Origin of the sequence: Microbacterium koreense (assembly GCF_042677105.1) — a bacterium.
In the GTDB taxonomy this organism is placed as follows: Bacteria; Actinomycetota; Actinomycetes; order Actinomycetales; family Microbacteriaceae; genus Microbacterium; species Microbacterium koreense.
Genome location: NZ_JBHTIM010000001.1, coordinates 472,077 through 485,327, shown reverse-complemented (window position 1 = coordinate 485,327; position 13,251 = coordinate 472,077). Strand labels below are relative to the sequence as shown.

The window sequence follows — 13,251 nt, the reverse complement described above, 5'->3', positions numbered from 1 at the left end:
CGACGTCGGCGCGGGCGACGCGCCGATCAGTCGATCGTGTCGACGAGCGCGCTCGCGAGCCCGGTGTAGCCGGCGGGAGTGAGGGCGAGGAGGCGTTCCTTGGCGGCATCCCCGATGTCGAGGCCCCGCACGAACTCGGCGAGCTCGGGGCCACCGACACGGCGTCCCCTGGTGAGGTCCTTCAGCAGTGCATACGGATCGCTGATCTCGGAGCGTCCCGCGGTGATCTCCGCGCGGACGACGGTCTGGATCGCCTCGGCGAGCACTTCCCAGTTCGCATCGAGATCGGCATCGAGCACGGGTTGGGCGAGCGAGATCTCGCCGAGCCCGCGACGCAGGTTGTCCAATGCGAGCAGCGAGTGGCCGAAGGCGACTCCGATGTTGCGTTGGGTGGTCGAATCGGTCAGGTCGCGCTGCATCCGCGAGGTCACCAGCGTCGAGGCAAGGGTCGAGAAGAGTCCACCCGAGATCTCGAGGTTCGCCTCGGCGTTTTCGAACCGGATCGGGTTGATCTTGTGCGGCATCGTCGACGACCCGGTCGCTCCGGCGACGGGGATCTGCGAGAAGAACCCGAGAGAGATGTAGGTCCAGACATCGGTCGCGAGGTTGTGCAGGACGCCGCCGACGTGCCGTGCGCGGTCGTAGAGCTCGACCTGCCAATCGTGCGACTCGATCTGGGTCGTGAGCACGTTGAAGCCCAGCCCGAGTCCCTCGATGAATGACCGTGAAACCTCGACCCAATCGGTGTCGGGTTCGGCGGCCAGATGCGCCGACCACGTGCCGGTCGCGCCCGAGAACTTGGCGAGATATTCACCCGCGTCGATCTGCGCCGCGACCCGCTCGAGCCGCCACGCGAACACCGCGAGCTCCTTGCCCATCGTCGACGGCGTCGCCGGCTGTCCGTGCGTGCGTGAGAGCATCGCCGCGTCGCGGTGCTCCGCCGCCAGCGTCTTCAGTTTCGCGATGACCTCGCGCAGCGCCGGCAACCACACCGACTCGACGGCACGCTTGACGGTAAGCGCGTAGGCGGTGGAGTTGATGTCCTCGCTCGTGCACGCAAAGTGGGTGAGCTCGGCGATCGCGTCGAGCCCGAGCGTGCTCAGGCGGTCGCGCACCAGGTACTCGACGGCTTTCACGTCGTGGCGGGTGACCGCTTCTTTCTCGCCGAGCCAGGCGATCTCGTCCGCTCCGAAGTCACGGTAGAGCGCGCGCAGTGCGTCCTTGTCGTCTTCACGCAACGGACTCGTACCGAAGAGCGAGCGGTCGGTCAGGGTGATCAGCCATTCGACCTCCACCTCGACGCGGGCGCGATTGAGGCCGGCCTCGGAGAGGTAATCGGAAAGTCCTGAGACGGCGGCGCGGTAGCGGCCGTCGAGCGGGCTGAGGGGCTGCGGAGGAAGAGACGTCACGGGGCTCCCGTCGGCGGGTGATCGCCGGGAGGTCAGATCGCCGGGCGAATCGCGGGTTCGAGCTGCCGGAAGAGAGCCCGGCTCGCGGTTTCGATCATACCGAGCACATCGTCGAACATCTGTGTGCTGCCGTAGTACGGGTCGGGCACATCAAGGCCATCAGCGGAATCGTCGAAGCTGAGCAGCAGCGCGATCTTGTCCGCATCCGTCTCGTCGCGGGCCCACCCGCGCAGAATCCGTTCATGACTGCGGTCGAGGGCCACCACCAGATCGTTGCGCTCGAAGTCGGCGTGCGAGAACTGGCGCGCGCGATGGGGGGAGCCGTCGTACCCGCGCCTGTCGAGGGCGGCGAGGGTGCGCGCGTCCGCGCGTTCGCCGACGTGCCAGTCGCCGGTGCCCGAACTCGTCGAGGCGATACACGCTCCGAGGCCTGCCGCATCCGCCATCGCACGGAAGACGACCTCTGCCATCGGAGAACGACAGATGTTGCCCGTACAGACGAAGACGACGCGAAAGGGCTCCCCAGCACTCGCGACCATGGCCACCATTGTGGCGTGCGACGGGGGCGGAGACCACCCGGTATCGTGCCGATTCCTCCCCAGGGCCATCGCTCGCCGCCGGAGCGCACAGCTGCCGCATGCGTGCCACGGCGCCGCGCGGCGCGGATGGAGCATCGAGGCATGACCGCGTCCGATCTGTGTGACCCCGGCGTGGCCGCGCAGCTCGATGTCATCGCCGCAGAGCTCTCCGTGCTCGCCCATCGGTTCCACGATGTCGCCGCGGTCGCCCGGACTCTCCCGGAGCTCACCGACTGGCAGTCCAACGCGGCTCGCGCGTTCCATGAGTCCGCCGGCGACTGGGCCGCCGACGTCGGTCATCTCGGCGCCATCGCCGAACATGCTCGCGCCGAAGCGGTCGCGGCCGGTCTGCGTGCCCGGTGGCGGTGCGGATGAGCGACGATCTCGACATCCGCGCGGGTGGTGCCGTCGCCGTCGACACGGCCACCTTGAGGACGGCGGCCGCCCGATTCGACGCCGTGGGCGCGGAACTCGACGAGATCCTGCGCCGGTGGGGAAGCGTCCAGAACATGCTCTTCGTGCTTCGCGGGGATGCATGGGAGGCGCTGGGCGCCGCATCGGCGGTGGCCTCGCGCGCGGCCACCACTCTCGCCGATGCGCGCGACATCGCCACCCGGCTGCGTCAGGCCGCCCTCGTCTATGAACTCGTCGACCTCGACGCGCGGTACACGGTCGCCGCCACCGCGGGAGATGAGCCGGCGATGCGGCGCATCGCCGGACGCCGGGACGACATCGTCGCGCTTCTGCCCGACGGTCTCGAACAGGCCGGGTACTTCACCTTCGAGCGCACGATCATGTGGCCGTCCGAACTCGTGCGCATCATGACCGAGTTCGGGTGGGATGCCGGGGGCATCAAGAGCGACGGAGCCGGCATCATCACCGGGGTCGCCACCGGGGTCGCGACGATCCTCGCCGCGGCCGCCGCTCGGGGGTTCGCGGTCGGGCTGATTCCGCGCGACGCGCGCCTCACGCCCCCGAACGGACCGCCCCCGGTGGTGCGTCCGCTGGGGGCCGCGCGCACCGCCGGGGCGCCGGCAGGCCTCGCCGCTGCCGCGAGCCGAATGCCCGGCGACGGTGAATCCCGCGTGCGCGTCGAGCGGTACACGATGCGTGATGGTTCGAGCCAGTACACCGTGTATGTCTCGGGGACGAAGTCAGCCGACGTCGGACGCGACGAAGTGTGGGACATGGCCTCGAACGTCGACCTCATATCGGGTCGCACGTCGGCCTCGTACGAGGCGACCGTCGCCGCATTGGAGGCCTCGGGGGCGCAGCCCGGTGATGTCGTGCACGCGTTCGGACATTCGCAGGGCGCCATGATCACCTCACGCCTGGCGCTCGAGGGCGACTTCACCGTCTCCACACTGGTGTCGTTCGGGTCGCCGGTCGAAGCCGACGTCGGGCCCGGCACGCTCAGCGTGAACCTGCGCCACACCGACGACGCGATCGCCGCGCTCGCAGGCGGCGGACACATGGCCCCGGTCGGCGCACCGGGCAGTTTCGTCGTAGAGCGATCCATGGCGGGTTCGGTGGCCGGTGACGGGGCGGCGCCGCACGCGATGACGTCCTACACGCAGACCGCGAGTCTTGTCGACGGCTCATCCGATCCGCGGGTGAGCGCGGTGCGCGAGGTCTTCGCGGCGCTCGACACCGCGGCATCCGTCGACGTCGTCGAGTACGGCGCCGAGCGGGTGCCGGCTGTCGGGATCGATCCGGTGGCGGGACTCAGTCGCGCTTCTGCTGCGGACGAAGGAGGATCCCGAAGATCCAGTTGATGATCGAGATGATGACCGCGGCGACGATGCCCCACCAGAAGCTCTCGACGCGCAGACCCCAATCCCAGAACGTCGTGATCCACCCCGTGAACCAGAGGAGGAAGGCGTTGATGATCAGGCCGATGAGGCCGAGAGTCAGGATGTAGAGGGGAAAGGCGAGCACCTTGAGCGCGGTGCCCACGATCGTGTTGACGATTGCGAAAAGGGCGGCGACGACGAGCAGGGTGAGGATGAGCTGCAGCGTCTCACCCGGAGGGAACGCGATGACCGACACCTGCAAAGCCGGGATCAGCGTGACGACCCAGATGGCGAAGGCGTTGACGACGACGCGGATGAGGAAGCGCATAGCCGGGAGTATCCCACGCGCGGGCCCCGCGCCACAGCGCACACCCTCGTAGACTCACACGCGTGACCGATGCTGCCGACATCCCGATCCGCGTCCGCCCCGAGATCGCGGTGCTGCCGCCGTACAAACAGGGGCGTCAGGCCGACGCGAACGCGTTCAAGCTCTCCAGCAACGAGAACCCGTTCGATCCGTTGCCCGGCGTCGTCGAGGCAGTGAGCGACGCCTCGTCGTTCAATCGCTATCCGGATGCCACGGCCACCCGGTTGCGCACAAGGCTGGCAGAACGCTTCGGCGTCGACCTCGCGGAAGTGCATGTCGCTTCGGGAAGCGTCGCGATCCTCGCTCAGCTCGTGCAGGCCGCCGCCGGCCCCGGCGACGAGGTCATCTACGCATGGCGGTCGTTCGAGGCCTACCCCTGGCTCGCCGTCGTCGCCGGGGCGACAGCCGTGCAGGTTCCGCTCACCGACGGCGCACGCCACGACCTGCCCGCCATGGCCGCGGCGATCACCGACCGCACACGGGCCATCATCGTGTGCAGCCCCAACAACCCGACGGGCCCCATCGTCACGCAGGCCGAGTTCGACGCGTTCGTGGCCGAGGTGCCGTCCGATGTGCTGGTCATCCTCGATGAGGCTTACGCCGAGTTCGTCACCGACCCCGACGCGGTCAACGGTGTGCGCGTCCTCGAAACCGGCGCACACCCGAATGTCGTCGTTCTCCGCACGTTCTCGAAGGCGTTCGGCCTCGCGGGGTTGCGTGTCGGGTACGCCCTGGGGCACCCGCGCCTGCTGGATGCCGCACGGAGTACCGCCATTCCGCTGTCGGTCACCCTGCAGGCCGAGGTTGCCGCCCTTGCCAGTCTCGACGCAGAGGACGAGTTGCTCGAGCGCGTGCGGGTCATCGCCGACCGTCGAGATCGTCTGGCCACGGCGTTGCGCGAGGCGGGATGGTCCGTACCGCAGGCCCAGGGCAACTTCGTCTGGCTGGCCACGGGGGAGGAGACCCTCGCGATCGCCGAGCAGTTCGACGCAGCCGGGATCATCGTCCGGCCGTTCGCCGGGGACGGGATGCGCGTTTCGGTGGGTGAAGAGGAATCTGTCGAGAAGGTCCTAGGGATCGCCGCATCCGTTGTGAAGGACCTCCCAGAAGGGCATCCGGCGCGACGGCTAGCGTAGAACGGTGACCCCTCTCGAAGACCCGGCGACCGACCTGCCGCTCGACGAAGAAGAAGGGGTCGTGCGCCTTCTCGACGCGAACGGCTCATTCTCACCGTCCGCGGCCGCGGAGCCGTATCGCGAGATCATCGCGTCGCTGACCGAAGCCGACCTCGAAGGCCTCTACCGCGACATGGCGATCATCCGCGCGTTCGACCGCCAAGCGACGAACCTGCAGCGCCAGGGACAATTGGCCCTCTGGCCGCCGAGCCAGGGCCAGGAGGCCGCGCAGGTCGGATCCGCGCGTGCCGCGCGCCCGCAGGATCACATCTTCCCGTCGTACCGCGAACACGTCGTCACCCGCATCCGCGGCGTCGACCCGCTCGACATCATCCGCCTCATGCGAGGACTCACCCACGGTGGGTGGAACCCGTTCGACCCCAAGAACGGCAACACCCACATCTACACCCTTGTGCTCGGCGCGCAGACCCTGCACGCGACGGGGTTCGGGATGGGGCTCGTCTTCGACGGGCGCTGCGGCACCGGCCGGCCCGACCATGACGAAGCGGTCATGGTCTATTACGGAGACGGCGCATCGAGCCAGGGTGACGTCCACGAGGCGATGGTGTTCGCCGCGAGCTATCAGACCCCCGAGGTCTTCTTCCTGCAGAACAACCAGTGGGCGATCTCGGTGCCCGTCTCGACGCAGTCGCCCGTTCCCCTCGTGCGCCGCGGACCGGGCTACGGCATCCCGAGCATCCAGATCGACGGCAACGATGTGCTCGCCAGCTACGCCGTCACCCGTCGCGCTCTCGATGAGGCGCGCGCAGGGCACGGACCCCGAGCGATCGAAGCGCTCACCTATCGGATGGGCGCCCACACCACCAGCGACGACCCCACCAAGTACCGCACGTCTGCGCAGGAGCAGTACTGGGGTGCGCGCGACCCGATCACACGGATGCGGACCTATCTCGAGTCCCGCGGAGCCTCGACCGCGTTCTTCGCCGAGATCGACGCCGAAGCGGACGCCGTCGCCGACGACATCCGCACCCGCACGAGCGAGCTCGGTGGCATCGACCCCGAGCTGATGTTCGCGCACGTCTACAGCGACGACCACCCGCTCATCGATGAGCAGCGCGCGTGGCGCGACGGCTATGAAGCCTCGTTCGAAGGGGACCCGTCATGACCCAGGAGACCGTTGCGGCACCCCCGGTCGTCACGTCGATGCCGATCAGCCGCGCCCTCAACGCAGGTCTGCGCGCTGCGCTGGCTGCCGATGACCGAGTGCTGTTGATGGGGGAGGACATCGGCCGCCTCGGTGGTGTCTTCAGGGTCACTGAGGGGCTGCAGGCAGAGTTCGGCGACCGACGGGTGCTCGACACCCCGTTGGCCGAGTCCGGCATCGTGGGAACCGCGATCGGGCTCGCGATGGCCGGCTTCCGCCCGGTCATCGAGATCCAGTTCGACGGATTCGTCTTTCCGGCGTTCGACCAGATCACGACGCAGTTGGCCAAGATCACCAACCGCCACGAGGGTGCGTTGCAGATGCCGGTGGTCATCCGCATCCCCTATGGCGGGCACATCGGCGCGGTCGAACACCATCAAGAAAGCCCCGAAGCGTACTTCACGCACACACCGGGCCTCCGGGTCGTATCGCCGTCGACACCCAACGACGCGTACTGGATGATCCAGGATGCGATCACGTCGCCCGACCCGGTGATCTTCCTCGAGCCCAAGGCGAAGTACTGGCAGAAGGGCGAGGTCGACACGAGCGCGCCCGCGTTGCCCCTGCACGCCTCACGCCTCGTGCGACGCGGCACCGATGTGACCCTCGTCGGACACGGCGCGATGGTGACGACACTGCTGCAGGCCGCGGCGCTCGCCGAGTCCGAGGGCACCTCGTGCGAGGTCATCGACCTGCGGTCGCTGTCGCCGGTGGACTACGGACCGATCCTCGATTCGGTGCGACGCACGGGGCGAATGGTCTACGCGCAAGAAGCCCCCGGCTTCACCTCACTCGGCTCCGAGGTCGCCGCCACCGTCATGGAGCGGGCGTTCTACGCGCTCGAAGCCCCGGTGCTGCGCGTGTCGGGATTCGACACGCCCTTCCCTCCCGCGAAGCTCGAGGGCGAGTATCTTCCTGACGCCGACCGCATCCTCGAAGCCGTCGACCGCGTCCTGGCCTACTGACCCGCACCGCGGCAAGAGAGAGGAGCTCACCATGAGCACCCAGACGTTCGTCCTGCCCGACGTGGGCGAGGGCCTCACCGAGGCCGAGATCGTCTCGTGGCGTGTCGCGCCCGGTGACACCGTCGCCGTCAACGACGTCCTCGTCGAGATCGAGACGGCGAAGTCGCTCGTCGAACTGCCCTCGCCGTTCGCCGGCGTCGTCGGCGACCTCCTCGCCGAAGAAGGGGCGACCGTCGAGGTGGGCGCGGCGATCATCACGATCGCGGATGCCGCGGCCGCCGCATCCGTCACGCTCGGTCGCAGCGAGCACGGCGCGCCGGCGCCGGCCGAACCCGACGAAGCCGGGTCGGTGCTGGTCGGCTACGGCACGGGCGGACAGGTCACCTCGCGCCGGCGCAAGCCGCCGGTGACCCCTGAGCAGCGGGTGGAGTCGTCGGTGGGCGTCGTCGCCAAGCCGCCGATCCGCAAGCTCGCCCGCGACCTGGGCGTCGACCTCAAGGACGTCACACCCAGCGGTCCGGCCGGTGAGGTCACCCGTGACGACGTCATGAGGCACGCGTCGCAGGCGTCGGTGTTCCGCAACCTCGCGACCCCCGAGTGGAGCGCCGTGCGCGAGGAGACGATCCCCGTCGCGGCGCCCCCCGCTCCTCCCGCCGATGCCCGCGAGGAGACGATCGCCGTCAAGGGTGTGCGCAAGGCCACGGCCAACGCGATGATCTCCAGCGCCACCACCGCCCCGCACGTGTCGGTGTGGGTGGACGTCGATGCGTCGCGCACGATGGAGCTCGTCAAGCGGCTCAAGGCGTCGCCCGACTTCGCCGATGTCAAGGTGTCGCCGCTGCTGATCATGGCGCGTGCGGTCATCTGGGCGGTGCGCCGCACGCCGATGGTCAACGCCGCCTGGGTCGACGGCGACGAGGGCGCGCAGATCCGTGTGCGTCACTTCGTGAACCTCGGCATTGCTGCCGCGACCCCGCGGGGACTGCTGGTGCCGAACATCAAGGACGCACAAGACCTCAACACCCGCGAACTCGCCCGTGCGCTCGAGAAGCTCACTCTGACCGCGCGGGACGGCAAGACCACGCCCGCCGACCAGTCGGGCGGCACCATCACCATCACCAACATCGGCGTCTTCGGTGTCGATGCGGGCACCCCGATCATCAACCCCGGAGAGGCGGGGATCGTCGCACTCGGCGCCATCCGTCAGAAGCCGTGGGTGGTCGACGGCGAGGTCCGTCCGCGCTGGGTGACGACGGTGTCGGGCTCGTTCGACCATCGCATCGTCGACGGCGACGGGGTGTCGCGGTTCATCGCCGACATCGCTTCGGTACTCGAGGAGCCTGCTCTCCTGCTCGACTGAGCGCCGCCCCGAAATCGGGTCGGGTGTCGGCGCGTGTCACGGGTCGGACGCTGACGTCCCGCGAATTTTGACACTCGCTCACTGATCATGATTTTGAGAACGATTATCGCTCGCGTAGATTTGGTCGCATGACCTCCCGACGCCTTCTCGTGCCCGCGGCGTTCGCTGCGGCCTCCGCCCTCACCCTCGCGGGCTGCTCGACCACCTCGTCCTCCGGCGCTGACACAGACGCGACCGACGACGGCCGCATCGTCGTCGTCGCTTCGACGAACGTCTACGGTCAGATCGTCGAGCAGATCGGCGGCGAGTACGTCGACGTCACCTCGATCGTGGCCTCGGCCTCACAGGACCCGCACTCGTTCGAGCCGAGCGCGCAAGACCAGCTCGCCGTGTCGCGCGCCGAACTGATCGTCGAGAACGGCGGTGGGTACGACTCGTTCATCGACGGCTTGATCGAGTCGAGCGGCAGTGAGGCCCACGTCATCACGGCGGCCGAGTTCTCGCACGACTGGCCCGGCGAAGATGACGACCACGACCACGGCGATGAGGATGATCACGCCGAGGACGAGGACCACGCCGAGGACGAGGACCACGACCACGGCGACGAGGACCACGCCGAGGATGAAGACCACGACCACGGCGACGAGGACCACGCCGAGGATGAAGACCACGACCACGGTGACGAAGAGCACGCCGAGGACGAGCACGACCACAGCGACCACGGTCACATCGAGGGCTTCAACGAGCACGTCTGGTACGACCCGCACACGATCGAGCACGTCGCCGAGGCGATCGCCGATGAGCTGAGCGAGATCGACCCCGACCACGCCGAGACCTTCGAAGCCGGCCTCGACGAGTTCGTCGCCGGCATCGCCGAACTCGAGGCCGAGCTCGAGACGCTCGACTCCGAGTACGGCGGCACCGAGATCTTCGTGACCGAGCCTGTTCCGCTGTACCTCACCGGCGCGGCCGGCCTCGTCAACGTCGCTCCCGAAGCCTTCACCGAGGCGGTTGAGGAAGGCAACGACGTGCCTGCCTCGACCATGCTCGACGCATCGCGTCTGCTGCAGGGCGGTGACGTGAAGGTCGTCATCGTCAACGCCCAAACCGGCGGCGCCGAGACCAACGCGGTCATCGACGAAGCCACCGAGCTCGAGATCCCGATCGTCGAGTTCGCCGAAACCCTCCCTGAGGGGGAGACTTACGTCTCGTGGATGCAGTCGAACATCGCGGCGCTCGCGTCGGCCCTGTAGGGGCGACGCCGCCGCTGGTCATCCGCGACGCGGCGCTCCGCCGCGGCGACCGCGAGCTGTGGGCCGGGCTCGACCTCACCGTCGAGCCCGGTGAGCTCGTTGCGGTCCTGGGGCCCAGCGGCACCGGCAAGACCACGCTCCTGCGCGCGATCCTCGGGCTCGACGCGCTCGCCGAGGGATCGATCGAGGTCCTCGGCCAGCGCGTTCGCGCCCGCGGCAATCGGCGGGTCGGCTATGTGCCGCAACAGCGCCCGCTTCCCCGTGAGACCTCGCTTCGGGGCCGCGATCTGCTCGCGCTCGGGGTCGACGGACACCGTTTCGGGCTACCGTTCCCGCGACGGGACGACCGTGAGCGCATCGACACCCTCGTGGATGCCGTCGGCGCGCGCGAGTTCGCCGACCGGCCGGTCGGCACATTGTCCGGCGGCGAGCAACAACGCCTGCGGGTCGGCCAAGCGCTCGCAGACGACCCGCGACTGCTGCTGTGCGACGAACCGCTCACGAGCCTCGACCTCGCCAACCAGCAGGCGATCATCGGACTCATCGACCGCCATCGGCGCGAGCGGGATGCCGCGGTGATGCTCGTCACCCACGACATCAACCCGATCCTCGACACCGTCGACCGCATCCTCTACATCGCCGGCGGCCGCTTCACGCTCGGCACCCCCTCTGAGGTGCTGCGATCCGACGTCCTCTCCGACCTCTACGGGGCGCGGGTCTACGTCCTCAGCGCCGGGGACCGCCTCGTCGTGGTCGGTGCGCCCGACGCGGATGCCGCTCACCACCACCACGACGACGAGGCCCTCGCATGAACTGGTCCGACGTCGCCGACGCGATGTTCGGCGGGATCGCCGACTACGCCGAGATCCTCGCGCTGGTCTCGAACTCCGTCATCGCCGGAGCCGTACTGGGACTCGTCGGCGGCCTGATCGGCGTGTTCGTCATGCAGCGCGACATGGCCTTCGCCGTCCACGGCATCAGCGAACTGTCGTTCGCGGGTGCCGCCGCTGCCTTGCTCATCGGGGTGGACGTCGTGACGGGATCCATCGTCGGCTCGGTGGTCGCCGCGGCGATCATCGGATGGCTGGGGGCTCGGGCGCGAGATCGCAATTCGATCATCGGTGTGCTCATGCCGTTCGGGCTGGGCCTCGGCATCCTGTTCCTGTCGCTCTACGACGGACGCAGTGCGAACCGCTTCAGCCTGCTGACGGGCCAGATCGTGTCGGTGCAGAACGGACAGTTGGGCTGGCTCATCGGCATCAGCATAGTCGTGCTCATCGGCCTCCTGCTGGTGTGGCGTCCCCTGCGATTCGACTCCCTCGATCCGCAGTCCGCCGCCGCGCGTGGCGTGCCGACGACGGCGGTGTCACTGACCTTCATGTTGCTGCTCGGGTTGATGGTGGCGGTGAGCGTCCACATCATCGGAGCGCTCTTGGTGATGGCTCTGCTCGTCACCCCGGCCGCGGCGGCCATGCGGGTGTCGTCGGGGCCGCTCGCGGTGCCGGTGTTGGCGGCGACGTTCGGGTTCGTCTCGGCGGTCGGTGGCATCCTTCTCGCGATCATGGGGCGCTTGCCGGTCAGCCCATACATCACCACGATCTCTTTCGTCATCTACCTCGTCTGCCGTGGCATCGGGGCGCGCCGTGACCGGGTGACGCGCGCCGCCTGAGTCGTTCCCGGCCGGCGCACAGAGGCCGCCGGTAGACTCCGCGGCATGGTGGTCCAGCGAAACACGTGGCAACGCGAACGCGTGCGCGAGGCGCTCTCGGAGTCCCCGGGATTCGTCAGTGCCCAGGCGCTGCACGCGACCCTGCGTGACGAGCAGACGGGCATCGGGCTTGCCACCGTGTACCGCGCCCTCGCCGGGCTTGCCGCGAGCGGTGACGCGGATTCGTTGCAGAGTCCCGAGGGTGAAGCCCTCTACCGCGCGTGCGCGTCCGAAGGCCACCACCACCACCTGATCTGTCGTTCGTGCGGACGCACCGTCGAGATCGAGGCGACGGCCGTCGAGACGTGGGCGCGACAGACCGCCGAGCAGCATGGATTCACCGAGGCCGAGCACGTCGTCGACATCTTCGGGCTGTGCGCCGAGTGCGCGCAGAGCCGAGCGGGTGAGCGTGACTCCGGCTGACGTCGCGACGCGGCACTCACGTCGCGGCACCACCCCGTCACCCTCGGCGTCGACACCGTCCTCGCAGGCGCGCGCGCTGCTCTGGCTGGGTATCGGGGTCGCCGTGATCGCGGCGCTGTTCGCCATCGATGCGCTCGCCCCGACGCTCTTCCCCGCGCCGCTGCCCACCCGGGCGCAAGACGGTCTGACCCTCGCGATCAGCGTGCTGATCGAATCGCTGCCGTTCGTCGCGCTCGGCGTCGTGCTGTCGATCGTCGTGCAGGTGTGGATTCCGCCCGGCGTCATCGAACGTTGGCTCCCCCGCCGAGCCTGGGCGCGGCGCGCGGTGCTGTCCCTTCTCGGAATGATCGTTCCGGTGTGCGAGTGCGGAAACGTTCCCTTCGCACGCGGCCTCCTGATGCGCGGGTTCAGCGTGCCCGAGACGATGACGTTCCTTATCGCGGCGCCCATCGTGAACCCGATCGTCATCATCACCACGCACGCGGCGTTCGGGTTCGACGATGGCATCCTCATCGCACGTCTCGTGGGCGGCTACCTGATCGCGAACCTCATCGGCTGGCTGTACAGCCGGCATCCGTCTCCCGACGCGCTCCTCACCGAACGCTTCCGCGACACGTGCGACCTCATCACTCACGAACCGGGAGGGCGCCTGCGCCGCACGCTCGCGCAGTTCGTCGTCGAGTTGCGCGCCGTGATGCCGGCGCTCGTGATCGGATCGGCGATCGCCGGGGCTGTCCAGGTGCTCATCCCGCGCGACGCGCTGCTGGCGATCGGTTCCAACCCGGCGCTGTCGATCGTCGCGATGATCGCCCTCGCGATGGTCGTGTCGATCTGCTCGAATGTGGACTCGTTCTTCGCCCTGTCGTTCGCCTCGACGTTCACCCCGGGCTCGCTCATCGCCTTCTTGTTGGTCGGGCCCCTCGTCGATGTGAAGATGCTCGCCCTGCTGCGCACGACCTTCACGACCCGCACGCTCGCCGGTGTCGTGGTCGTCGTGGTGCTCGCCGCCTTCGCGATCGGAGCGGGGGTGAACCTCTTTGTCTGATCACGTGACC

At 68.6% G+C, this 13,251-nt stretch carries 14 protein-coding genes; 11 read left to right on the top strand and 3 right to left on the bottom strand.

Features of this window, described 5'->3' with window-relative positions:
* Positions 1-26: 26 nt before the first annotated feature.
* Positions 27-1,409 carry an adenylosuccinate lyase gene (purB, locus tag ACFQZV_RS02175; RefSeq protein ID WP_378754212.1) on the bottom strand — a complete coding sequence of 461 codons (1,383 nt, stop codon included), beginning with the start codon at positions 1,407-1,409 and terminating at the stop codon, positions 27-29.
* 32 nt (positions 1,410-1,441) lie between these two features.
* Positions 1,442-1,948 (bottom strand): low molecular weight protein-tyrosine-phosphatase, encoded by a 507-nt coding sequence (locus ACFQZV_RS02170; RefSeq protein ID WP_378754214.1) that lies wholly within the window; start codon positions 1,946-1,948, stop codon positions 1,442-1,444.
* 141 nt (positions 1,949-2,089) lie between these two features.
* Between ACFQZV_RS02170 and ACFQZV_RS02165 the strand changes: the two genes are divergently transcribed.
* Positions 2,090-2,362, top strand: a complete 273-nt coding sequence (locus tag ACFQZV_RS02165) for a hypothetical protein (protein WP_378754216.1) — start codon at positions 2,090-2,092, stop codon at positions 2,360-2,362.
* Complete coding sequence (locus ACFQZV_RS02160; protein WP_378783236.1) at positions 2,359-3,762, top strand: hypothetical protein; 1,404 nt, start codon at positions 2,359-2,361, stop codon at positions 3,760-3,762. Before ACFQZV_RS02165 ends, ACFQZV_RS02160 begins: the two co-directional genes overlap by 4 nt.
* Here ACFQZV_RS02160 and ACFQZV_RS02155 read toward each other — a convergent pair.
* Positions 3,713-4,108 carry a phage holin family protein gene (locus tag ACFQZV_RS02155; protein WP_378751804.1) on the bottom strand — a complete coding sequence of 132 codons (396 nt, stop codon included), beginning with the start codon at positions 4,106-4,108 and terminating at the stop codon, positions 3,713-3,715. The two genes, ACFQZV_RS02160 and ACFQZV_RS02155, sit on opposite strands and share 50 nt — an antisense overlap.
* 62 nt (positions 4,109-4,170) lie before the next feature.
* Here ACFQZV_RS02155 and ACFQZV_RS02150 point away from each other — a divergent pair, with 62 nt between their 5' ends.
* The 9 genes from ACFQZV_RS02150 (at position 4,171) to ACFQZV_RS02110 (ending at position 13,241) form a co-directional block, all read left to right on the top strand.
* Complete coding sequence (locus ACFQZV_RS02150; RefSeq protein WP_378751803.1) at positions 4,171-5,283, top strand: histidinol-phosphate transaminase; 1,113 nt, start codon at positions 4,171-4,173, stop codon at positions 5,281-5,283.
* Between the two features lie 4 nt (positions 5,284-5,287).
* Positions 5,288-6,448 (top strand): thiamine pyrophosphate-dependent enzyme, encoded by a 1,161-nt coding sequence (locus ACFQZV_RS02145; RefSeq protein WP_378751802.1) that lies wholly within the window; start codon positions 5,288-5,290, stop codon positions 6,446-6,448.
* Complete coding sequence (locus tag ACFQZV_RS02140) at positions 6,445-7,452, top strand: alpha-ketoacid dehydrogenase subunit beta (protein WP_378751801.1); 1,008 nt, start codon at positions 6,445-6,447, stop codon at positions 7,450-7,452. Before ACFQZV_RS02145 ends, ACFQZV_RS02140 begins: the two co-directional genes overlap by 4 nt.
* Before the next feature lie 31 nt (positions 7,453-7,483).
* On the top strand, positions 7,484-8,812 hold the full coding sequence (locus ACFQZV_RS02135; RefSeq protein WP_378751800.1) for a dihydrolipoamide acetyltransferase family protein: 1,329 nt from the start codon (positions 7,484-7,486) through the stop codon (positions 8,810-8,812).
* Positions 8,813-8,940: 128 nt separating this feature from the next.
* Entirely contained in the window at positions 8,941-10,065 is a 1,125-nt protein-coding gene (locus ACFQZV_RS02130) for a metal ABC transporter solute-binding protein, Zn/Mn family (protein WP_378751798.1), read from the top strand.
* Positions 10,023-10,877, top strand: a complete 855-nt coding sequence (locus ACFQZV_RS02125) for a metal ABC transporter ATP-binding protein (protein ID WP_378751796.1) — start codon at positions 10,023-10,025, stop codon at positions 10,875-10,877. The genes ACFQZV_RS02130 and ACFQZV_RS02125 overlap by 43 nt, the downstream gene beginning before the upstream one ends.
* The gene (locus tag ACFQZV_RS02120) at positions 10,874-11,734 is read left to right on the top strand and encodes a metal ABC transporter permease (protein WP_378751794.1); all 861 of its coding nucleotides are present in this window, start codon (positions 10,874-10,876) and stop codon (positions 11,732-11,734) included. The genes ACFQZV_RS02125 and ACFQZV_RS02120 overlap by 4 nt, the downstream gene beginning before the upstream one ends.
* A 48-nt stretch (positions 11,735-11,782) precedes the next feature.
* A complete protein-coding gene (locus ACFQZV_RS02115) occupies positions 11,783-12,196 on the top strand; it encodes a Fur family transcriptional regulator (protein ID WP_378751815.1) in 414 nt (137 codons plus the stop codon).
* The gene (locus ACFQZV_RS02110; RefSeq protein ID WP_378751792.1) at positions 12,183-13,241 is read left to right on the top strand and encodes a permease; all 1,059 of its coding nucleotides are present in this window, start codon (positions 12,183-12,185) and stop codon (positions 13,239-13,241) included. The genes ACFQZV_RS02115 and ACFQZV_RS02110 overlap by 14 nt, the downstream gene beginning before the upstream one ends.
* Positions 13,242-13,251 lie beyond the last annotated feature (10 nt).